This is a genomic window from Pusillimonas sp., from assembly GCF_044464525.1.
Lineage (GTDB): Bacteria > Pseudomonadota > Gammaproteobacteria > Burkholderiales > Burkholderiaceae_B > Pusillimonas.
On sequence record NZ_JBIQLE010000007.1, the window covers coordinates 56,822 to 79,641 of the forward strand.

Annotated in this window: 20 protein-coding genes; 19 read left to right on the forward strand and 1 reads right to left on the reverse strand. The window is 59.0% G+C overall.

All coding sequences use genetic code 11. From position 1 onward, the window contains the following. The first annotated feature begins 18 nt into the window (after positions 1–18). The 18 genes from ACIY1O_RS05760 (at position 19) to ACIY1O_RS05845 (ending at position 20,573) form a co-directional block, all read left to right on the forward strand. A complete protein-coding gene (locus tag ACIY1O_RS05760) occupies positions 19–2,436 on the forward strand; it encodes a xanthine dehydrogenase family protein molybdopterin-binding subunit (protein WP_397474138.1) in 2,418 nt (805 codons plus the stop codon). Then, positions 2,433–3,248 carry an FAD binding domain-containing protein gene (locus ACIY1O_RS05765; RefSeq protein WP_397474139.1) on the forward strand — a complete coding sequence of 272 codons (816 nt, stop codon included), beginning with the start codon at positions 2,433–2,435 and terminating at the stop codon, positions 3,246–3,248. The genes ACIY1O_RS05760 and ACIY1O_RS05765 overlap by 4 nt, the downstream gene beginning before the upstream one ends. Continuing rightward, positions 3,248–4,477, forward strand: coding sequence for a xanthine dehydrogenase family Fe-S subunit (locus ACIY1O_RS05770; protein WP_397474140.1), 1,230 nt, complete (start codon positions 3,248–3,250; stop codon positions 4,475–4,477). Before ACIY1O_RS05765 ends, ACIY1O_RS05770 begins: the two co-directional genes overlap by 1 nt. A 203-nt stretch (positions 4,478–4,680) precedes the next feature. Then, complete coding sequence (locus ACIY1O_RS05775; RefSeq protein ID WP_397474141.1) at positions 4,681–5,844, forward strand: ABC transporter substrate-binding protein; 1,164 nt, start codon at positions 4,681–4,683, stop codon at positions 5,842–5,844. Between the two features lie 155 nt (positions 5,845–5,999). Continuing rightward, positions 6,000–6,875: a branched-chain amino acid ABC transporter permease gene (locus ACIY1O_RS05780; RefSeq protein ID WP_397474142.1), complete on the forward strand. Its 876-nt coding sequence runs from the start codon at positions 6,000–6,002 to the stop codon at positions 6,873–6,875. Further along, positions 6,872–7,972: a branched-chain amino acid ABC transporter permease gene (locus ACIY1O_RS05785; RefSeq protein WP_397474143.1), complete on the forward strand. Its 1,101-nt coding sequence runs from the start codon at positions 6,872–6,874 to the stop codon at positions 7,970–7,972. The genes ACIY1O_RS05780 and ACIY1O_RS05785 overlap by 4 nt, the downstream gene beginning before the upstream one ends. Then, the gene (locus tag ACIY1O_RS05790; protein WP_397474144.1) at positions 7,969–8,763 is read left to right on the forward strand and encodes an ABC transporter ATP-binding protein; all 795 of its coding nucleotides are present in this window, start codon (positions 7,969–7,971) and stop codon (positions 8,761–8,763) included. Before ACIY1O_RS05785 ends, ACIY1O_RS05790 begins: the two co-directional genes overlap by 4 nt. Beyond that, entirely contained in the window at positions 8,756–9,460 is a 705-nt protein-coding gene (locus ACIY1O_RS05795; RefSeq protein ID WP_397474145.1) for an ABC transporter ATP-binding protein, read from the forward strand. Before ACIY1O_RS05790 ends, ACIY1O_RS05795 begins: the two co-directional genes overlap by 8 nt. Positions 9,461–9,661: 201 nt before the next feature. Then, positions 9,662–10,618 (forward strand): CoA transferase subunit A, encoded by a 957-nt coding sequence (locus ACIY1O_RS05800; RefSeq protein WP_397474146.1) that lies wholly within the window; start codon positions 9,662–9,664, stop codon positions 10,616–10,618. Further along, the gene (locus ACIY1O_RS05805) at positions 10,611–11,423 is read left to right on the forward strand and encodes a CoA-transferase subunit beta (protein ID WP_397474147.1); all 813 of its coding nucleotides are present in this window, start codon (positions 10,611–10,613) and stop codon (positions 11,421–11,423) included. The genes ACIY1O_RS05800 and ACIY1O_RS05805 overlap by 8 nt, the downstream gene beginning before the upstream one ends. 47 nt (positions 11,424–11,470) lie before the next feature. Beyond that, positions 11,471–12,445, forward strand: coding sequence for an LLM class flavin-dependent oxidoreductase (locus ACIY1O_RS05810; RefSeq protein WP_397474148.1), 975 nt, complete (start codon positions 11,471–11,473; stop codon positions 12,443–12,445). An 81-nt stretch (positions 12,446–12,526) separates the two neighbouring features. Then, positions 12,527–13,957: a carboxyl transferase domain-containing protein gene (locus tag ACIY1O_RS05815; protein WP_397474149.1), complete on the forward strand. Its 1,431-nt coding sequence runs from the start codon at positions 12,527–12,529 to the stop codon at positions 13,955–13,957. A gap of 17 nt (positions 13,958–13,974) precedes the next feature. Continuing rightward, positions 13,975–15,954, forward strand: a complete 1,980-nt coding sequence (locus ACIY1O_RS05820) for an acetyl-CoA carboxylase biotin carboxylase subunit (RefSeq protein WP_397474150.1) — start codon at positions 13,975–13,977, stop codon at positions 15,952–15,954. Between the two features lie 7 nt (positions 15,955–15,961). Next, positions 15,962–17,083 (forward strand): Re/Si-specific NAD(P)(+) transhydrogenase subunit alpha, encoded by a 1,122-nt coding sequence (locus ACIY1O_RS05825; protein WP_397474151.1) that lies wholly within the window; start codon positions 15,962–15,964, stop codon positions 17,081–17,083. After that, positions 17,083–17,397, forward strand: a complete 315-nt coding sequence (locus tag ACIY1O_RS05830; RefSeq protein ID WP_397474152.1) for an NAD(P) transhydrogenase subunit alpha part 2 — start codon at positions 17,083–17,085, stop codon at positions 17,395–17,397. Before ACIY1O_RS05825 ends, ACIY1O_RS05830 begins: the two co-directional genes overlap by 1 nt. Next, a complete protein-coding gene (locus ACIY1O_RS05835; RefSeq protein WP_397474153.1) occupies positions 17,394–18,827 on the forward strand; it encodes an NAD(P)(+) transhydrogenase (Re/Si-specific) subunit beta in 1,434 nt (477 codons plus the stop codon). The genes ACIY1O_RS05830 and ACIY1O_RS05835 overlap by 4 nt, the downstream gene beginning before the upstream one ends. 288 nt (positions 18,828–19,115) lie before the next feature. Beyond that, positions 19,116–20,099: a diaminopimelate dehydrogenase gene (locus ACIY1O_RS05840; RefSeq protein ID WP_397474154.1), complete on the forward strand. Its 984-nt coding sequence runs from the start codon at positions 19,116–19,118 to the stop codon at positions 20,097–20,099. A 186-nt stretch (positions 20,100–20,285) separates the two neighbouring features. Continuing rightward, on the forward strand, positions 20,286–20,573 hold the full coding sequence (locus ACIY1O_RS05845; protein WP_397474213.1) for a HigA family addiction module antitoxin: 288 nt from the start codon (positions 20,286–20,288) through the stop codon (positions 20,571–20,573). Here the strand turns inward: ACIY1O_RS05845 and pobA are convergent. After that, a complete protein-coding gene (gene pobA / locus ACIY1O_RS05850; protein ID WP_397474155.1) occupies positions 20,563–21,744 on the reverse strand; it encodes a 4-hydroxybenzoate 3-monooxygenase in 1,182 nt (393 codons plus the stop codon). The genes ACIY1O_RS05845 and pobA overlap by 11 nt on opposite strands. A gap of 166 nt (positions 21,745–21,910) precedes the next feature. On the opposite strand from pobA, the gene ACIY1O_RS05855 reads away from it, so the two are divergent. Next, complete coding sequence (locus ACIY1O_RS05855; RefSeq protein ID WP_397474156.1) at positions 21,911–22,798, forward strand: helix-turn-helix domain-containing protein; 888 nt, start codon at positions 21,911–21,913, stop codon at positions 22,796–22,798. Positions 22,799–22,820: the final 22 nt, after the last annotated feature.

Genomic DNA, 22,820 nt, shown 5'->3' on the forward strand with positions numbered 1-22,820 from the left:
TCCTTCAGGAGGTTTGCGATGTCTAAACAAGGTGTGGGCAAAAGGGTTCTTCGCAAGGAGGACGATCGGTACATGCGTGGTCGGGGCAAGTTTGTAGCCGACATACGCTTGGCTGGAATGCAGGACGTTGCGTTTGTGCGCAGCCCGGTGGCCCATGCCAATTTGTCCGACATCCACATTCCGGAAGGCTACGAAGATCAGGTCTTTACAGTTGCCGACCTGAACAGCGCCGGCGTCAAGCCGATTGTCGCCGATACCGCACTGCCGGGTTTTCGTTCTTCGGCGCAACCGATTCTGGCCGAAGGCAAGGTGCGCCACGTGGGCGAGATGGTTGCCATGTGCATGGCAAAAAACCGCGCTCAAGCAGAAGACATTGCAGCGGCCGTGCAAGTGGATTACGACGAGCTCGATGTCGTGTATGACATGCTGCAGGGGCGCGAGGCCGAGGCGCCGCGTCTGCACGACGCCTGGCCCGACAACCTGTTTCTTACCACCGACTTCAGCGTCAATATAGATGCGGTGCGCGACGCTCCGATCAAAATCAACCGAAAAATACGCACCTCACGCCAGGCGATGGCGCCGATGGAAGGGCGCGGTTGCGTGGCTTACTGGGACAGCCGGGTCGAGCAACTGGTTATCTACACCGCAACCCAAATTCCGCATATCGTGCGCACCGGGCTGGCCGAGTGCTTGGGTCTACCCGAGGCCAAGGTGCGAGTCATCACGCCTGACGTCGGCGGCGGCTTCGGCTACAAGGGCTTGTTGCTTCCCGAAGAGGTTGCCGTCAGCTGGCTGGCCATGCGCAGCGGCCATCCGGTGCGTTGGATCGAAGACCGGCGCGAGCACTTGACCGCCGCCGCCAATTGCCGCGAACACTATTACGACATCACCTGCTATGCATCGGCCGACGGCCGGCTTCTGGGTATCGATTGCGAGGCAACGGTTGATTCGGGCGCGTATTCGTCCTATCCGTTTTCGGCCTGTTTGGAAGCGGGGCAAGTGGGCAGTATTTTGCCGGGGCCTTACGACTTTCCCTCATATCATTGCGAAACCTATTCTGTTGCGACCAATAAATGCCCCATCCTGCCGTATCGGGGCGTGGGCCGTACGGGCGTTTGCTTCGCGCTTGAGCTGGTGCTTGACGAGCTGGCGCATGAGGCAGGCATCGAACCCTACGAACTGCGTATGAAATCGCTGGTGAAGCCCGAGCAAATGCCGTTCGACAACATCACCAACAAGCACTTTGACAGCGGCGACTATCCCGAGGCCCTGCGCCGCGCCGTCGAGGCCATCGATGTGCCCGGCGTGCGCGAGCGGCAGAAGCGCGCCGAGGCCGATGGCCGCCTGATAGGTGTTGGGCTGGCGGTATATTGCGAGCAGGCAGCGCATGGCACTTCCGTTTACGCCGGCTGGGGGATTCCCATGGTGCCGGGTCACGAGCAGGCAACCCTGCGCATTACACCCGACGGCGGCCTTGAAATCCGCATCGGTGCGCACTCGCACGGACAAAGTCTCGAGACCACATTGGCCCAGGTGGCCAATGAGAAACTTGGCATTGATATCGCAGACATCAAGGTCGTGCACGGCGACACCGAATACACGCCTTATTCGACGGGCACCTGGGGTTCGCGCTGCATGGTGATGTCCGGGGGCGCAGTGTCGCGCGCCTGCGATGCGCTGCTCGAACGCCTGAAAGAAATCGGCTCGTTCGTGCTGAAAACCACGCCAGACAAAATCACGGTGGCCGATGGAATCGTGTATGCCGATGATGTCAGCATGCCCATCAGCGACGTGGCTCGAACCTGGTACCGGCGTCCGCAAGATCTTCCCCCCGGCGCCAACGCCAGTGGACTGGAAGTTACCGAAGGGTATAAGCCAGACCGCGATACCGGTACCTTCGGGTATGGCGCGCACGCCGCGCTAGTGGCGGTCGACCCGCAAACAGGCGATGTAGAAATTTTGGACTACGTGGTGGTGGAAGACGGCGGCAAGCTGGTCAACCCCATGGTGGTAGACGGCCAAATTTACGGTGGAACGGCACAGGGAATTGGCACGGCGCTGTACGAAGAGATGCCTTTCGATACCGCCGGCCAGCCCCTGGCTTCTACTTTCGCCGATTATCTGTTGCCCGGCCCCACCGAAATTCCCGAGCCCAGGCTTATCCATATGGAAACCCTCTCGCCGTATACCGAGTTTGGCGTGAAAGGTATTGGCGAAAGCGGCGCCATTGCGCCGCCCGCAACCGTACTTAACGCGATCAACGACGCCTTGCGTCCGCTGGGTGCCGCGCTGTATACGTCGCCGGCCACACCGCATCGCGTGCTTGAAGCTATTTTCGAGGCCCGCGCGGCCGAGGGCGTGACACCTGAATTCAAGGTGCCGCAATTCGAGCCTGTCGCCAAAAAAGAAAAGCAATTGGCTGGAGAGGGACTATGAAGCCGTCGTTGTTCGAGTACGAGCGGGTTGCCGATTCCAAGTCGGCGATCAAGTTGGTTGAGCGTGAAGACATCACGGTCAAGGTACTGGCGGGCAGCCAGTCGCTTGGCCCCATGCTGAACTTGCGCTTGGTTCAACCGGATCTGCTGGTCGATATTACGCACATCCCCGAGTTCAAGCGGGTGGAAGAGGGCGCTGACGGCGTCACTTTGGGCGCCTGCGTCACTCATGCCGACATCGAGGACAAACGTGTACCCGACGTTACCAACGGGGCGCTGCCCGCTGTTGCACGAGGCATTGCCTATCGCGCTGTGCGCAACCGCGGCACGGTGGGCGGCAGTCTGGTTCACGCCGACCCCGCGGCTGACTGGATCACCTCTTTGGCCGCGATCGGCGCCAAGGTGAACATCGTCGGCCCCGCCGGCGGGCGCAGCATGCCGGTCGAGAACTTGATGACCAGCGTGTTCGAGAGTGATCTTGGCCCGGGCGACCTGGTCGACTCCATCTATATTCCGCGCTTATCCGCCGATGCCAAATGGGGGCATTGCAAGATCAATCGCAAGACGGGCGAGTTCGCCCACGCCATGTCCGTCGTGCTCAAGGACCCCGCGCGCGGCGTCTGCCGCATTGTGATCGGCGCGATCGAGGCCAAGCCCATCGTCATCGCCGATGCGCATGATTACTTTGAGAGCAACGGCGACATCAAAAGAGCCATGATCGAGCAACTGTTCGAGCAGGCCGGCCTGGTGGACCCGATAGCAAATCAAATTCACATGACCGCGCTTATGCGTGCCGTCCAGCGAGCACAGTAATGAAAACCATATCCCTGAATGTCAATGGAAAAGCGCATAAGGGCCTGGCCATCGAGGCGCGTACTCAGTTGGCCGACCTTCTGCGCGACGAGTTGAACCTTACCGGCACGCACCTGGGCTGCGAGCATGGTGTTTGCGGCGCGTGTACGGTGCTGATCGACGGCGTTCCCGCCCGCTCATGTATTTCTCTGGCCGTGGCTTGCGACAACGCACAGATCACCACCATCGAAGGCATGGATGACGACGAGGTCATGAAATCGCTTCGAACCGCATTCACCGAAGAGCACGCCCTGCAGTGCGGTTTCTGCACCCCCGGCATGCTGGCATCGGCCCGCGACCTCGTGCTTCGCATGCCCGAGGCAAGCGAACACGAGATCCGTTTGGAAATGAGCGGCAACCTGTGCCGCTGCACGGGCTATGTCGGCATCGTCAAGGCGGTCAAGCGCGTTATCGATGAGCGTCGCGAAGCCGGCCGGAACCAGGTCGTGAACGGCCGGACAGACCTGGGGCCGGTAGGTTCGGGTCACGCCCAGATCATGGCCGCCGATCCGGCGGGTATTGTGCTGCCTTCAGGCGCCGCGACAAAAAAAGCCGCACCGGCGCCCCGGGCCGCCGCGCCCGCCGCCGCACGCAAGGTTGACGATTCCAAGCCCATGACCCGGCTGCAGCAATCGTTTACCGTGGCCTTCCCGCGCGACGAGGTCTGGGAATTCTTCGGCAGGCTTGATCAGGTCACCACTTGCTTGCCGGGGGCCTCGCTGCTGAACGAGCCCACCGCCACCCATGTAGAGCCGCGCCTGCGGGTCAAAGTGGGCCCCATCGTGGCCGATTTCGAGGGGGTTGCGGACGTCGAGCGAGACGACGAAAATTACAAGGGAACGATTTACGGGTCCGCGCGCGATACCAAGTCGGCATCGGCCACGCGCGGCGAGGTCGAATACGTTCTCAGTGAAATTAATGGCGGAGCCGAAACCAAGGTGGATGTCCAGGTTGGGTTTGCCCTAACTGGCCCCTTGGCGCAGTTCAGCAGGTCGGGTATTGTCATGGACATTGCCAAACGCATGACTGATGCGTTTGCGCAAAACCTGCATCAGCGTCTTTCCAGCCGCGACAATCCCGACGCAGCCGCCAGCGCCGAAATAACCGAACTGAATGCGGGGTCTTTATTGTTTTCGGTATTGCGCAGCAGAGTGACGGGCTTTTTCAAGCGTCTCTTTGGGAAGCGTTGATTATCCGGGCATCCCTGCCCGGCATTTCAAGCGCAATTTGCAGTCCGTAGTATCGCAGTAGCTGTTAGGGCCGATATTAGTATGAACCACTATATACGGCGCAAAACATCACACCTATCATCATACTAATAATAGGTTGATGGAATAATAAACTCTTACAGATTGACGGCACCACATACTCAATACATCTAAGGAGCATCGCAATGAAGCTAAGAAGACAAATATTTACTTCTAGTCTTGCAGCCACGGCACTATCGTTCGCCATGATGGCGCCCACTTACGCCGAGACCATCAAGATCGGTGTCAACCAGCCTCTTACAGGCGCCATCGCCGCTTCCGGAAACTACATTCTTGAAGGGGCAAAGATCGCCGCGGACGAAATCAATGCCAACGGAGGAGTCAAGGGCAAGCAGATTCAACTGGTGGTCGAAGACAACAAGGGCAACCCCACCGAAGCAGCCAACGTCACCGAGAAGCTGATCGTTCGCGACAAGGTGCCCGTGCTGATGGGTGCATGGGGCTCTACATTGACATTGGCCAGCATGCCCAAGCTGATGGAATATAAAGTTCCGATGGTCGTTGAAACTTCCAGCTCGGTCAAGATCACCAAGTCGGGCAACCCCTATGTGTTCCGCTTGGCGCCCACCAGCGCGATCGAAGCGGATAATTTCGTTCGTTATATTGAACCTCTGGGAATCAAGAAAGCCGATCTGCTCGTCGTGAACAACGACTGGGGCCGAGGCGCAGCCGTGGAATTCAGGCGGGTGCTCGAGGCCAATGGCGTACAAGTGGGTAAAGAGCTGATCATGGACGCGGCTGCCCAGGACATGACATCGCAGTTGTCAGAGGTTCGCGGTAGCGATGCCGACACCCTCATCGTGACCACAGCAGTCGAGCAACTGACTCTGCTTCTGAAGCAGGCCCAATCGCTCGGCCTCAAGCGCCAGATCATCACCACGGGTGGTTCGCAAAGCCCGGATCAACTGATCGAGCAGGCGGGCAGCGCGGCCAATGGCTCCATGCATTTGCTGTTCTTTACGCCCTGGACGCCCGAAAGCACGGCTCATCCTGAAATGTCCGAGGCCTTCATCGCCGAATGGAACAAGCGCGGCCTTAACGTAGCCGGCCTTACCGAAAGCTTCCGCGGCTACGACGGCATCCGCACCATTGCCGCCGCACTCGAAGCTGTCGATGAGGTTACGCCAGAGAATATCCGCGAGGCGCTCTGGAACGTCAAGATCGACGGCTTGAACGGCGATATTTCTTTCCGGCCGGATGGCGAGGGGGACAAGGCCAGTGCGCAATACGACGCAAGCACCTACCTCGTGGCCATCAAGGACGGCAAGGTCGTGGCGGTCGACGACTAATCACCTGAAAGCAATACGGGCTGTGTTGCCCGTATTGCTTTCGTTGCGTTGACACCCATCGCATGTGGGGTGGTCAATAGCTTCGAATCCGGGCGGGCGAGGGGTAGCGCGCCATCCTCGCCACTCTTAATCCAGGCGCGAAAGTGGGGCAGACAGTGGATCAGTTTCTTCAGCACGTTGCCAATGCGCTGATACTCGGGGGCACATATGCGTTGCTCGGTATCGGGCTGACGTTGATTCTTGGCGTCATGAAGGTGGTGAACTTCACCCATGGAGAGCTTTACGCCTTTGGCGGCTTCATGGCTTATTACTTCGTATCCGGCTTGGGCTGGAATTTCTTCGTCGCGCTTGTTGCGGCGGTGATGCTTGGCATTATTCTGGGCGCTCTTATTGAACGCCTGGTGTTAAGGCACATGCGATCAGCAGATATTGACTCGACCATGGTCGCCATGATCGGGTGCTGGATCGCCATGCAAAACCTCGCGCTGCTGGTTTGGGGCGGCGTTGCAAAATCGGTTGCCACCCCTTTTCCGACCGAGCCCCTAATGATGGGACCGGTTGCAGTATCGTGGCTGCGCATCTTTGTTTTGTGTGCTGCCATCGGCCTCATTATTCTGTCGTATTTTTTGCTGCAAAGAACATCGCTGGGCAAGGCGATGCGCGCCACATTCCAGGACAGGGATACCGCTTCGCTCATGGGTATCAACATCAACGTCATTTATATGGCCACTTTCGCGCTGGGCTCGGGCCTGGCCGCTGCTGCCGGGGCGTTGCTGGGGCCGGTGTTCGTCGTTACGACCACGATGGGCAACCTGGCCGCACTGAAAGCGTTTTCCATCGTTATTTTGGGTGGCTTGGGCAGTATTCAGGGCGCAATGATCGGTGGATTCATTCTGGCTTTTGCGGAAGAACTGGGTTCGGGATACATCTCGTCCGGCTACCGCGATGCGGTCGGTTTCATCTTGATTATTCTGGTCCTGTTGTTTAGGCCTACAGGCTTGTTTAGCGTCCGCGGGGAGAGAATCGGATGAAGAAGAACCTATACACGCTTGTTGTATTGCTGATCTTGTTCACGCTGCCGTTCTGGCTGCAAGATCCTTACTACCTGCATATCGTCATTACCACCGGCCTGTTCATCGTGGGCGCCATGAGCCTTAACCTGCTGCTGGGTTATACCGGGCAGCTTAACCTGGGGCATATCGCCTTCTTCGGTATAGGGGCTTATGTCAGCGCGCTCACTTCCCTGGGCTTTGACATACCGGCTTTCTTCGGCGATGGGCGCTACGTTGTCGAACCCGGCTCGCCGTTCCTCGGGTTTGTGTTGGCCATTGTAGTCGCCGGGTTGTTCGGCTGGGTTGTCGGGAAGCTTTCGTTCAAGATCCGCGGTGCCTACTTCGTGATCGTGACGATCAGTTTCGCCGAGGTGACTCGCCTGGTCGCGCTTAACTGGGTAGACCTTACCCAAGGTCCGCTGGCCTTGAACAATATCCCCCCAATGGGCTACAACCTGCCGTTCATTGGCTCTGGTGAGTTTTGGTCGAAAGTACCGAACTACTACCTGGTGCTGGCCCTTGGTGTGGTGTGCTATGTGATCATTCGTCGCATTGTGCGCTCGAGGGTCGGCCGCGCCATGATCGCCCTTCGCGAGAACGAGCCTTTGGCCGTCTCCACGGGCATTAACGTTACGCGCTACCTGAACTTCGCCGCATGTGTGTCGGCTGCAATGGCGGGCGCCGCCGGCAGTCTGTACGCACACTATATCCGCATCATTGACCCCGACGTATTCCTGTTCATCTATACGGTCACGATGGTGATCATGGTGATCACGGGCGGCAAGGGCACGTTGATCGGTCCCATCATCGGGGGCATTATCTTCGGCATCCTGCCGGTTGGTCTTCGCGAAGTTGCCGGCCCCGAAATCCAATGGATCGTCTACGGCGTGGCCATGGTGCTTATCGTGATGTTCCTGCCGCAGGGCATTGTTCCGGCGGTGCTGCGCTTGTGGGACCGCAAGTTCGGCTCCGGAGACGACACTTCAAGCCAACGCCGAAAAGATGGTGATGGCGATGCGCCAAAGCCGGTACCGCACGACGGGAAAACACTTAAAACCAGGGGGGCCGACGCATGAGCACGAATGAAAACACCAGCCCGTTGCTGGAAGTCAAGAACGTGGCCGTTCATTTCGGAGGCCTGGTCGCTATCTCGGATATGTCGTTCACACTTCGGGAAGGAGAACTCTTGAGCCTGATCGGCCCCAACGGGGCGGGCAAGACTACCGCCTTCAACGTTGTGACCGGCTTTTTGCGGCCTACCAAAGGGTCTCTGTACTTCAAGGGAGTTTCGCTTGCGGAACACAGCCCTCATGAGATTGCCGCCATGGGCCTGGTTCGAACGTTCCAGCGCACCAGCTTGTTCACGAACGAGACAGTGTTCGACAACATTCTTACCGGGCTCCACTTGCAGGGCAAGGCTTCCTTCCTGGAAACCGTTCTTGCGCTGCCCAGCTTCCGGCGCGAAGAGCAAAGCCTCAAGGACCAGGTCTGGGATCTACTCGACTTTGTCGGCCTGGCTCATCGAGCCAAAGAGCAAAGCGGGTCATTACCCTACGGCGAGCAGCGCTTGCTGGGAGTGGCCATCGCCATGGCGGCCAAGGCCCAGGTTCTGCTGCTGGACGAGCCCGCGGCCGGCATGAATGCTCCCGAGACAGCCCGTTTCATGGAAATCTTGCACAAGATCAGGCAAAGAAATATTTCCATCCTGCTTGTCGAGCACGACATGCCTTTGGTGATGGGGGTTTCTGACCGGGTAATTGTGCTGAACTACGGCAAGATCATCGCCAACGGCACGCCGGCCGAGATCCAGAATAATCCCGACGTGATCGAAGCCTATCTGGGGCAGGGGGTCAAACAGCATGCTTGAGCTAAAGAACGTAGTGTGCCGCTATGGCAACGTAAGCGCCTTGAAAGACGTGTCGTTAACAGTCGAGCAGGGCGAGCTTGTGACCATCATCGGTGCCAACGGCGCCGGCAAGTCCACCACCCTCAAAGCCATTTCCGGATTGCTCAGCCCAGCCGAAGGAAGCATACGCTTCATGGGCGAGGACATCTCCAAGGCCTCGGCGCAGCAGATCATTTCAATGGGAATATCCCATTGCCCCGAGGGCAGGCGGGTATTTCCTCAAATGACGGTGCACGAGAATCTTGAAATCGGCGCCTACATACGCAAGGATCGCAGTAGCGTATCGGACGACATCGAGCGGATGTACGACATGTTCCCGCGCCTTCGAGAGCGTCGAGAACAGGCGGCCGGCACCTTGTCCGGCGGCGAGCAGCAGATGTTGGCCATTGCGCGCGCACTTATGTCGCGCCCCAAGCTGATCATGTTCGATGAGCCTTCCCTGGGCTTGGCGCCCAACATCGTCGAAAAGACCTTCGAGATCATTCGCGAGGTACGCAAGGGGGGCACCACGGTCTTGATGGTCGAACAAAACGCTTTCGCGGCGCTCGACATGTGCGACCGGGGCTATCTGTACGAGTCCGGACAGATGACGCTGCAAGGCACGGGGCAAGAGATGATCAACGACCCCCATGTAAGACACGCGTACTTGGGCGGATGATGAAGAGCGACACCGGCCTGTCGTCGGCTGGTTTGCGGGTTCCATATCGAATTGCAAACCAGCCGGAGGCGGGTCCGGTTCGCCGCGAACGAAGTTAGGGTTTGTCTTAACTATTTTTTAAGGTGTTATGGTACTATCATTAGTACTATAGAAAGCCAGGTCCTATTTTGATGCCCCGCTAAGTCGGGCCGGAGGTTAGAAATGCAAGAGTCGTCTTATTTGAACCTGCGAGAGCGCCTGTCAAAGCGCGATCGCAGCCTGCGCGAGAAGGTCATGACGCTGGAAGAAGCGTCGGCCCTCGTCAATGACGGCAGTCAGGTCGGTATCGGCGGAAGCACGCTGTCGCGCACGCCCATGGCCATGATCTGGCAACTCATTCGCGATAACAAGAAAGATCTGTCGGTATATCGCAGCATTGTTTCCAGCGAGGGAGATTGGCTGTTTGCCTCGGGCATCTGCAAGCATATCGAGACCAGTTGGTTCAGTCAGGGCATCGTATGGGGCATCTCCAAAGTCATGCGCCACTATGTCGAAACGAAGAAGGCCAGCTTTCAAGAGTGGAGCCACCTGGGCATGGGCATGCGTTTCCGCGCCGGGGCCATGGGTGTTCCGTTCATGCCCATGCGTTCCATGATGGGCTCCGACGTGGTCAGCCTGCGCCCGGAAGTCAAGCTCATCGACTGCCCGTTCACCAACGAGCCCATACTGCTGGTGCCGGCCTTGAATCCGAACGTGGCATTGATACATGTTCAGCGTTGCGACGCCTACGGCAACGCCCAGATCGACGGTCTGCCCTTCATGGACATCGAGCTGGCCATGGCCGCCGACAGCGTCATCCTTACCACTGAGCGTATTGTCTCCAATGACCAGATCCGCCGTGCGCCCGACCAAACCAAAATCGGGTTCTTCAACGTCGACGCCGTGGTCGAGGTGCCTTTCGGGTGCGCGCCGCACGAGTGCACCAACGTATACGAACCCTTCTTGTCCCACATGGACTACTACACCGGCAAGGTCAACAAGGACCCGGTGGGCGCCATGAACGAGTACATCGACGAATACATACGCGGGCCAGAATCCTGGAACGAGTACCTGGCGAAGCTGGGGCTCGAAGAGGTGCTGGACGCCGCCAAACGTGGAAGGAGCCTTCTAAATGACTAATACAGCCATTGTTGCGCGCGACGAAACCCAAGGAGCCGCCGGAAACTACACCGAAGCCGAGATGCTCACCGTCATGAGCTCGCGCGTGCTGGACGACGGAAAGGTGGTGTTCGCCGGGGTCGGTATTCCCTTGCTGGCAGCCACGCTGGCTCAGATGCAACGTTGTCCGGGCCTTACCATTCTGTTCGAAGGCGGGGTCATCGGGCCTTTCATCGAGGCGGGCAAGCTGCCGCCGTCGACCAACGAACAACGCTGCACCAAGCGGGCGAACATGGTCGTAAGCAGTACTGATGTCCTGCTGCTGCTTCAGCGTGGGCACGTCGATATCGGCTTCATGAGCGGCGCGCAAATCGACAAGTACGGCAACCTGAACTCTTCCTTCCTGGGAGACGACCCAAATGATCCCAAAGTGCGCTTGCCGGGCACCGGCGGGGGCAACGATATTTCCAGCCTTACCAATATGATCGTCGCCATGAAGCACGAGCCTCGCCGCTTTGTCGAGAAGGTCGACTTCATCACCAGCCCGGGCTTCCTGCAGGGCGGCACGTCGCGTTACGACAGCGGCCTGCGTGCGGGCGGCATGTTCCGGGTGATTACCAACCTGGGCATCTTCGGCTTCGACGAAACGACCCGCGCCATGAAGGTGCTGGCGCTGCACGAGGGCGTGACGATGGAAGAGGTGCAAGACAACACGGGCTTCGATCTTTTGTACGACAAGGGTGAAATCGCTGTCACGAAGGCGCCTACCGAGACCGAGCTGCAAGCACTTCGCGAGCTTGACCCGGACAGGCGCTACATCGGTTGAAAAACATTATTTGAATTATTTAGACGATTCGTCGAGGAGAACTTAATATGGCTACGCTTCATGGCACATTCGGCATTGCCGCTCGCAACTTCACCGCATTCCCGATCATTCCCGAAGCAGAGGAGCTGATCGAGTACGGCGTGCGCATGGAAGAGCTGGGCTTTGACTCTCTTTGGGTGTGGGACCACATCCTGCTGGGCGTTGACCCCCATTTCCCCATTGTGGACTCTTTGACACTGCTGACGGCCATTGCCGCGCGCACCAAGAAGATCAAGCTTTCCACGGGCATTTTGGTGTTGCCGCTGCGCAACCCCGTTGCGCTCGCCAAGCAATTGTCCAGCATGGACCAAATCTCCAACGGGCGTCTGCTTCTGGCGATGGCGGCGGGTTGGTACAAGCGCGAATTCGATGCCGTGGGCGTGCCGTTCGAGCAGCGCGGTCGCATCATGGATGACAACCTCGACATCATGCGTCGTTTCTTCAACGAAGATCTGGTCTCGGGCGAGTGGCCGAACCATAATATTCCGGCCGGCGTGATGTTCCCCAAGCCGGTACAACAGCCTTTTCCCATTCTTATCGGCGGGTACGCCGATCGTGTTCTGAAGCGCGCGGCCACCAACGGCGACGGCTGGCTCACATACTTCTACAAGCCCGACGCATTCGTCGAGTCGTGGAAGAAGGTTTGCGACTATGCCGAAGAGTCGGGCCGGGACCCTGCCACTTTGCTCAACGGAAACCAGTTGCCGATTATGGTGGGTGATTCGCGTGCGGCGGTGGAAAGCACGATGATGGAATGGCTCAATGTCGACTTCGACATTGCTCAGGGCAGCAAGTCGACCATGGATAGCGCCATTATGGGCAACGTCGACGAGTGTGTGGCTCAACTCAAAGAGCACATCGATGCGGGCGTGCAAAAGCTTGTCTTCGTTCCATACAAGTACCAAATGGATCAGGTCGAAGTCATCGCCAAAGAGATCGTGCCGCAACTGCGCGCCTACGCAGCCCAGAAGAACAAAAGCTGATACAAAAGACCGTAGCGCCGGCCGCCGCAAGTGGCGGCGGCCGGCAACCATGGTTTATTGTGATCATCCAGGACTTTACACATGACCAATAAAAGCGGTGGAGACACAAACGCCCTGGACGAGGCCGTCTTGAATACCGGAAATCGTGAACCCTTGCCGGCGACACGCAGCCTGACGGCGCAAGAGCGTCTTGAGCTCTTGTTCGACCCGGGCTCGCCGCTGGACCAGCGGCCGTATCTACAGGACGAAGCCGATGCCTCGTCATGGCCTGTGCTGACCGCCGTGGGGCGCATCAATGGCATGGCGGTGTGCGCCATTGTGCAAGATGAACAAATCCACCCAGCCGGTATGGATTCATCTCATTGGCGACAGGTTCAACTTGCAATCAGCTTCGCCTGCGACAGGCGTCTGCCCGTGGTGGCCGTATTCGATGGCTCGCCGACGCAGCTGGCCGGCGGTCTGCAAGCATGGTCCGCCATTTCGCATAGCGTGGGCGCAGCGGCGGCGTGTCCAGCCCCAAAACTGGCCTTGGTGGTAGGAGAAAACACCGGGCCCATCGCTTTGCTGACTGGTGTTTTTGATGCGGTGATCATGGCGCGCGGGCAGTCGACGCTTACGCTGACAGACGCCACAATTGCCAATCGCATCACCCATACCAGCATGCAGGAAGACGACCTTGGCGGGTGGAAAGTGCACGCCGAGCATACCGGCCTGGCCGATCTGGTGTGCGACAACGAGGTAATGGGTATCCGCAGTATCCGGCGCTTATTGCAGTACAGCGCCGAGTCGTCGGGCTGGACCTGGCCCGAGAGCCTGGGCTTGTCTCATTGTCCGGGCCTCGACACCTTGTTGCCCGACAGCCTGGATGAAAACTATGACGTGCGCGAGTTGCTTCGAGAGGTGAGCGACACTCGCTCTTTCCTCGAGATGGGCGCGGGTGTCGCCGGCAGCCTCGTTGTGGGTTTTGCTCCGATCGGGGGTCGTGCAGTGGGATTCGTGGCCTCGCAGAATAAAGAACTGGCAGGAGCCATTGATATTCAGTCCTGCCGCAAAGCGACGCGACATCTGCGTCTTTGCTCGGCCATGGGCGTTCCTGTCATAACAGTGGTCGATGTGCCGGGTTTCGTGCCTGGCCACGAACAGGAATCCGGTGGATTGGCCCTGGAGGTGGCGGCGTTGCTTAGGGCGTATGCGAACGCGACAGTGCCGAAAATTACGATTGTGATCGGCAAGGCGCTGGGCGCCGCAGGCGTGGCGCTGGGTTCGCGCGCGTCGATGCCGGACCGCATCGCGGCATGGCGAGGCGCCAGCCTGGGGCTGATGGGAGCCAAAGGCGTGCGCAGCCTTGCGCAGCGTTCCGGCGCCGATGTGGACCAGATTCTTTCCGTGTTGGACGTCGATCATGCTGTGCGCGGCGCCTACGTCGATGCAGTGCTTGAGCCCGGACAGACCAGACAGTGGCTGGGTGAAACGGTGGCCTCTTTGTGCCAGTCGAAAGAACGGCGTGTTTGACATACAGGGTCGCCAACATGTTTTCTAAAATTCTTATTGCAAACCGGGGCGAGATCGCTTGCCGGATCATCAACACAGCTCGCCGAATGGGCATCGCCACGGTCGCTGTCTATTCGGACGCCGACCGGCGCGCCTTGCATGTACAGATGGCCGATGAGGCGGTGCACATCGGCCCCGCGCCCGCCATCGAGTCGTACCTGGTGGCCGACAAGATCATCGAAGCCTGCCTGCGTACCGGTGCGCAGGCGGTTCATCCGGGCTATGGCTTTCTTTCTGAACGCTCGTCGTTCGTAGAGGCGCTTACCCAGGCTGGAATCGTTTTCATCGGTCCAAACAAGAACGCGATCGATGTCATGGGCGACAAGATCGCCTCCAAGAAATTCGCCAACCTGGCCAAGGTGTCCACGATTCCAGGGCACCTCGGTGTCATCGAAAGCGCCGAGCGCGCTACGGAAGTGGCGCGCGAGATTGGCTTGCCTGTCATGATCAAGGCGTCCGCCGGCGGCGGCGGCAAGGGAATGCGGGTTGCCCATACGGTGGATGAGGTGGCCGAGGGCTTTGCCAGGGCGCGCTCCGAAGCGGCTGCGTCTTTTGGCGACGACCGGGTGTTCGTGGAAAAATTCATCGAGAACCCGCGCCACATCGAAATACAGGTGTTGGGTGATAAGCACGGCAACGCCATTTACCTGGCCGAACGCGAGTGCTCGATTCAACGCCGCAACCAGAAGGTGCTGGAAGAAGCGCCGTCGTCGCTGCTGGACGACGAAACCCGCCGCCGGATGGGCGAGCAGGCAGTCGCGCTGGCCCGCGCGGTGGATTACGATTCCGCCGGCACCGTCGAGTTTGTTTGCGGACAAGACAAGTCGTTCTTCTTTCTTGAAATGAACACCCGCCTGCAGGTCGAGCATCCGGTCACCGAATTGATCACCGGAATCGATCTGGTCGAGCAGATGATACGCGTGGCTGCTGGCGAGCCGCTTGCCTTGCGCCAGGACGACGTCAAGATCAACGGCTGGGCGGTGGAAAGCCGGGTATATGCCGAAGACCCGGCAAACAACTTCATGCCCGCGGCAGGCCGTTTGCGCACCTACCGTCCGCCGCTGGAAGAGCAAAGGGAAAACGGCGTGACCATCCGGAACGACACGGGGGTCTACGAAGGCGGCGAGATCGCGCTGCATTACGACCCCATGATCGCCAAGCTGGTCACCCATGCCCCCACGCGCCGGCAGGCCATTGATGCGCAATGCGAGGCGCTGGACGCTTTCGCCATTGAGGGCATCGCCAACAACCTGTCGTTTCTTTCGGCCCTAATGCACCATCCCCGCTGGCACAGCGGCGAGCTATCCACCGGGTTCATTGCCGAAGAGTATCCCAACGGATACGCGCCTGCAGAGCCTGCAGGCGATACGGCCCGCAATATGGCCATGGTTGCAGCGGTGATGGACAAGTGCCTGCATCCGGTCGCGGTCGACGGCGGCGCCTTTCATGATGTCGTCGTCCGGCTGGGCGCAAAAGACCTTGCGTTGTCGGTGGCCGGAAACGCCGGCCGCTGGCGCCTGCGCTTCTCCGGCGAGTCTGCCGAGCACATCATGGAATCCGACTGGCGCACCGACGAGCCGGTGTGGCGCGGCCTGATCGACGGGCAACTGTTTGTGATGGGCGTCGACATCAGCCAAGAGCATTTCGTTATTTCCCACGCGGGTACGCTGGCCAAGGCCCTGGTTCTTGGCCCCAAAGAAAGCGAGCTTCTGGCCTTGATGCCCGAGGTTCAATCCGAGGCTGGAACAAAGAGCCTGGTCTGCCCCATGCCGGCCATGCTGATATCGCTTGCCGTCAAGGTTGGAGATCAGGTCTCGGCGGGCACGGCGCTATGCGTCGTAGAGGCCATGAAGATGGAGGTCAGCCTGGATGCCGAAGAAGATGCGGTCATTACCCGAATAGAAGTCAAACCCGGCGACAAGCTTGCCGGCGGCGACATAATCATGGACTTTGCCTGAGACAATTATGCGAATTGGAGTTCCTTTAGAAACCCTTGCGGGAGAGTTGCGCGTGGCCGCAACGCCCGAGACTGTCAAGAAATATGTCAAGGGCGGCCACGAAGTGGTCGTGCAGCAAGGCGCCGGCCTGGCGGCAAGCTGCACCGACGATGGCTTTGTGGAAGCCGGCGCCACGCTTGGATCGGTTCAAGATGTTTTTGCCTGCGACCTGATCCTCAAGGTTCGTGCTCCGTCTGAAGCCGAGCTGGCCATGATTCAGCCCGGCAAGGTCGTGCTGGGCATGCTCGACCCCCATGACACCGCCCAGCTCGAGAGCCTGGCCAAGGCCGGCATCACTGGCTTCGCGCTGGAAGCCGCGCCGCGCATTACGCGGGCACAGAGCCTGGATGTATTGTCGTCGCAGGCCAACCTGGCAGGCTACAAGGCGGTGCTTCTGGCAGCCCACTACTACGATCGCATCTTTCCCATGATGATGACCGCGGCGGGCACGCTCAAGGCGGCTCAGGTGGTGGTTCTGGGCGCCGGCGTGGCCGGCTTGCAGGCCATCGCCACCGCCAAGCGCCTGGGCGCGGTGGTCTGGGCTTCCGACGTCCGCCCCTCGGCCAAGGAGCAGGTGGAATCGTTGGGCGGCAAATTCATTGATGTTCCCTTCGAAAGCGACGAAGAGCGAGAAATCGCCGAAGGCGTGGGCGGCTATGCCAGGCCCATGCCCCAAAGCTGGATGGATCGGCAGGCGGTGCTTACAGCCGAACGCTGCGCCCAGGCAAATATCGTGATCACCACGGCGCTGATACCGGGGCGCCCCGCGCCAACCCTGATCAACGAAGACACTGTTCGCTCGATGAAGCAAGGCTCGGTGATAGTCGACCTGGCGGTCGAGCGCGGCGGCAACTGCCCGCTGTCGGTGGCTGGCGAGGTAGTCACGCAGCATGGGGTTACGCTGGTGGGCCTGACCAATCTGCCGTCCATGATAGCGGCAGACGCGTCGGCGCTTTATGCGCGGAACATGCAAGATTTCCTCAAGCTGATCATCGATGACGAGGGGAAGTTGGCCATCCAGAAGGAAGATGAAATCGTCAAGGCGTGTCTGGTGTGCGAAGACGGCCAAGTACTTTGGGGAAAACAATAATGGAAGCGATCAATCCTACGATCTTGAATCTGATCATATTCGTCCTGGCCGTCTACGTTGGCTATCACGTTGTATGGAATGTGACACCGGCTTTGCATACGCCGCTCATGGCCGTAACCAATGCCATTTCCGCCATCGTTATCGTGGGAGCCATGCTGGCCAGCGCGCTGACGGTCGACCCCCTGGCCAAGGGAATGGGGGTGTTTGCCGTGGCGCTTGCGGCGGTGAACGTGTTCGGTGGCTTTCTTGTCACCAAGCGCATGCTGGAGATGTTCAAGAAGAAAGAGAAGAAAGTCCAAGGAGGCAAGTCATGATTTCGATTGACCTGGTGGTACTGCTGTATTTGATTGCCTCGGTGTGCTTTATCCAGTCGCTGAAGGGGCTGTCGCATCCGACCACTTCGATCCGGGGCAATACCTTCGGCATGGCCGGCATGGGCATTGCGGTCCTGACCACGGCGGCGCTGATATGGTCCCAGCTTGGCGAAGGGGCGGTCAGTGGGCTGGGCTGGGTGGTGTTGGGGCTGCTCATCGGCGGCACCATCGGCACGATCATGGCCAAGCGGGTCGAAATGACCAAAATGCCAGAGCTGGTCGCCTTCATGCACAGCATGATCGGCTTGGCCGCGGTGGCCATCGCCATCGCCATTGTCGCCGAGCCTTCGGCCTTTGGCATTGTGGATGTTCAGGGCGTAATTCCGGTGGGCAACCGTATCGAGCTGTTCCTGGGCTCGGCCATTGGCGCGATCACCTTCTCGGGGTCCGTCATTGCTTTCGGCAAGCTTTCGGGCCGCTATAAGTTTCGCCTGTTCCAGGGGGCGCCCATTGTCTTCTCGGGCCAGCATTATTTGAACCTGCTGCTTGGCTTGGTGCTGGTCGGCTTTGGCGCCTGGTTTGCCTTGACGCAAAACTGGACGCCCTTCATCTTGCTGACGGTGCTGGCTTTCATATTGGGCCTGCTCATCATCATCCCCATCGGTGGCGCCGACATGCCTGTGGTGGTTTCGATGCTGAACAGCTATTCGGGCTGGGCCGCGGCCGGTATCGGTTTCTCGTTGAACAATTCCATGCTTATTGTTGCGGGTTCGCTGGTGGGCTCATCGGGCGCGATTCTGTCATACATCATGTGCAAGGCGATGAACCGCTCATTCTTCAATGTAATTTTGGGCGGTTTCGGCAATAGCGGCTCCAGTGCCGCAGCCGCCGGCGACGGGCAGCAGCGTAGCGTCAAGTCGGGCAGCCCGGACGACGCCGCCTTCCTGCTCAGCAATGCCGAGACGGTCATCATCGTGCCCGGCTACGGTCTTGCCGTGGCGCGCGCCCAGCACGCCCTGAAGGAACTCACCGAAAAGCTCACCGAGCAGGGCGTGCAAGTGAAGTACGCCATTCACCCGGTTGCCGGTCGCATGCCTGGCCATATGAACGTCCTGCTGGCCGAGGCCGAGGTCTCGTACGAGCAGGTGTTTGAAATGGACGAGATCAACGGCGAGTTCAGCCAGGCCGACGTGGTGCTGGTGTTGGGCGCCAACGACGTGGTGAACCCCTCGGCCAAGACCGACCCCAACTCTCCGATCGCCGGCATGCCCATTCTGGAAGCCTACAAGGCGCGATCCGTCATCGTGAACAAGCGGTCGATGGCGTCGGGCTATGCGGGCCTGGATAACGAGCTGTTCTACATGGACAAGACGATGATGGTATTTGGCGACGCCAAGAAAGTTATCGAAGACATGTTGAAGGCAGCATAACGTTTGACGTGCTTTGTATGGCAGGCACCGGTCTTGTGGCCGGTGCCTGTTGCATTTGGGCGGCGGGAGTCCGGTGCAAGAGCAGGATCACGTGGAATCAGTCGAGCAGATGATGGGGCTGACATCCAAGGATCGGGTGAGTCGGGTATCGGGCGAATTAGGCATCGGGGTGAAGCAGGCATCGAAAAATAGGTTAAGCCGAGCCACGAAAGACCGGGTGGATCAGGCATGGAAGAACCATGCTTTAAAATGGCTGCCTATCAAGAATTGTCCAAGCAGGAGAAAAATTTGAGCACGAAGATCAGGGTGGGTATTGTCGGTTACGGCAACTTGGGACGGGGGGTCGAAGCGGCCATCATGCAAAATGCCGACATGCAGCTGATTGGCGTCTTCACGCGCCGCCCGCCGGCACAGGTGCAATTGCTGGGGTCGGCGCCTGTTTTGCATATCGATGAAATTGGCCAGTACCAGGGCAAGATCGACGTTCTGATACTTTGCGGCGGTTCAAAGAACGACCTGCCCGAGCAGGGGCCGGCGCTGGCGGCTTTGTTCAACACGGTAGACAGCTTCGACACACACGCCAAGGTGCCGCAGTATTTCGATGCTGTGAACCAATCCGCCGAGGCGGCCGGCAATACGGCCATTATTTCCGTGGGCTGGGACCCAGGCCTGTTCTCTTTGAACCGTTTGTTCGGCGAAGCGGTATTGCCCGAGGGCGCCACCTATACCTTCTGGGGCAAGGGCTTGAGCCAGGGGCACTCCGATGCCGTGCGCCGCGTGCCGGGCGTGAAGGCCGGCGTGCAATATACGCTGCCGGTGCCCGAGGCCGTCGAGCGTGTGCGCAATGGCGAGCTGCCCCAGCTTTCCACACGCGAAAAACACAAGCGTGAATGCTACGTGGTGCTGGAAGAGGGGGCCGACGCCGCCATTGTCGAACAAGCGATCGTGACCATGCCGGATTACTTCGTTGACTACGACACCACGGTGAACTTCATTGATGAAGATACCCTGAAGCGCGACCATGCCGCGATGCCGCATGGCGGTTTCGTTATCCGCAGCGGCACCACCGGCCAGGGGAATACTCAAGTGATCGAGTACGGCTTGAAGCTGCAAAGCAACCCCGAATTTACCGCCAGCGTGCTGGTTGCCTACGCGCGCGCCGCCCACCGAATGAACCAAATGGGCCAGGCCGGCGCCAGGTCGGTGCTTGACGTGCCGCCGGGGCTGCTATCGTCCAAAAGCGCGGCACAGCTTCGCAAAGAGCTTCTGTAAGGCTTTTGACGCCATGGCTGTTGCTTACGCCCGCGGATATTTACGGGCGCTTCATAGTGCGCCGAGATTTACCGCACAAAAAAAGCGAGGGCGTGTCCCTCGCTTTTTTTGCAAGCTGTCCATCGTCACTTTCAAGTGTAAAGACACCCAAGCATTATTTGAAGGCAGGGCAGTTCCACGCTTTTCCTGCATACGGCGCATCCGGGCGAAATACTGCGGGAAGATTATCTGGCCCCGCTGGGTCTGACGCCTCACGCGCTTTCGAAGGCGCTGTGTGTGCCGCCGGCGCGTGTCAACGACATTGTGCTGGGGCGCCGCGGCGTTACGCCTGATACCGCCTTGCGGCTGGTGCGGTATTTTGGGGGCGATGCGCAGTCTTGGTTGAATCTTCAGCAGGCCTACGACCTGAAAACCGCTGAAAAGACCGCGCTGCCCCGCATATTGAAAGAGGTGAAGCCGCTGCTTACTCGATAGGCTCGTACGGCAGGCCCACGTAGTTTTCGGCGATGTTGGTCAGCCCGGCTTCCGAACTGGTGTAGTAGTCGAGCTCGGCAAGTTGGATGCGCTTGCCGAAGCCGTCGTCCGAGAACTTGTGCAGCATGGATGTCATCCACCACGAGAAGCGCTCGGCCTTCCAGATGCGACGCAGGGCGATCTCAGAATACTTGTCCAGCAGGTCGGTGCGGTTTTCCTTGTAGGTCTTGAGCAAAATGCGGTAAAGGGTAGAGACGTCGCTGGCGGCCAGGTTGAGGCCCTTGGCGCCGGTGGGGGGCACGATGTGCGCGGCGTCGCCCACCAGGAACATATTGCCGAACTTCATGGGCTCGGTGACAAAGCTGCGCAGCGGAGCGATGCTTTTTTCAATCGAGGGGCCTGTAACCAGGCGGTCGGCGGCCACTTTGGGAATGCGGGTTTTAAGTTCTTCCCAGAACCGGTCGTCGGACCAGTCTTCGATTTTCTCGTCGAGGCCAACCTGCACGTAATAGCGGCTAAGTGTCAGGGAACGCTGGCTGCACAGGGCGAAACCACGCTCGTGGTTGGCATAGATGAGCTCGTCGTACACGGGGGGCGTTTCCGACAGAATGCCCAGCCAGCCAAAGGGGTAGACGCGTTCGAAGGTTTCGATCTTGTCCTTGGGAGCCGTTTGGCGGGATACGCCATGAAAGCCGTCGCAGCCGGCGATGTAGTCGCATTCGAGTTCGACTTTCTGGCCGTCTTTGACGAAGGTGACGCGGGGCTTGTCGGAATAGATGTCGTGCAGTTGCACGTCTTCGGCTTCGTAGATGGAAACGCCGCCTTCACGCTTGCGTGCGTCCATGAGGTCTTGAGTGACTTCGGTTTGCCCATAGACCATAACCGTTTGGCCGTTGGCGTGCTTCTTGAAATCCACCCGGTGCATTTCGTTGTTGAAGGCCAGGTACACGCCTTCGTGGACGTGGCCTTCGCGGTCCATGCGCTCGCTGGCCTTGGCCTCGCGCAGCAAATCGACCATGCCCTGCTCAAGCACGCCGGCGCGGATGCGGCTCAGGACATACTCGGGCGAGCGACGCTCTAGGATGACAGTGTCGATACCTTGATGATGCAAAAGCTGGCCCAGCAGCAGGCCCGAAGGGCCGGCGCCGATGATGGCGACTTGGGTTTTCATGAGCGTCTCCTGACGTAACGGCGGGCTGAAGCCCACACGGGCTTATGACGGAAATTCGTTAAACGGCCCAAAGCGGCCGGTCAATTGCAATAATGGCCCGGATCGCGCCGGGAGGGAATGCATTTCTGCCTATAATAATTGTACTTTTCGAAAATATGACAAATTTATGCCTACTACTGCATCCGTACCGGTTTACCAGCTTTACGGTGAGCGCGAGCGTTGGCCCACGCCCGATATGGTTCATTGCGAGCTTATTGCCGACAGAAGCAAATTGCACGATTGGCAGATCAAGCTTCATCAACACCACGGCCTGATACAGATGCTTTATCTGAAGGGCGGTGATGCGCGTGTGGGGCTGGACGGCGGTCACCATGATATGTGCGCAGGTCAATTGGTGGTGGTGCCCCAGATGTGCGTGCATGGCTTTCGTTTTGCACCCAACGCTGTGGGCCACGTGGTTACCCTGGGCTACCCGCTGGCCAATCGGCTGGCCCTTGCCATCGACGATGCCGGGGTGTTGCCGCCTACACCGCATATCTATACGGTCGCCGCTGAAGATTGCGCGCGCATAGACATGGCCTTCGACACCCTGCAGGATGAATACCTTGGCAACCGGCCTCATCGCAATGCCATAATCGAAGCGATGCTGACCACCTTGCTGGTATGGGCGGGACGACAGCGTGAGCGCACCTCAGCCGAGCCGGCGCAGTCAGCGGACAGGGGGCGGCGTCATTTTTCCACGTTCAACAAACTGATCGAGGAACACTACGCCGAGCAATGGTCGGTCGAGCAATACGCGCGTGCCATTGGCATTACGGCGGCCCATCTCAATAATCTGTGCAGACAGATCGTGGGGCATACCGCCCTGGAATTGATTCACCAGCGTGTGGTGCTGGCGGCCAAGCGTAACCTGGTTTATACCTCGATGACGGTCAGCGTGGTCTCCCATACGCTGGGCTTTTCCGACCCAGCCTATTTCACGCGGTTTTTCAAGCGGGAAGTGGGGGTGTCGCCCAAAGAGTTCAGGCGACAGGCGGCTACTCTGCTCGAGTAGCCGCTTCAAAAAGAGCGCGAGC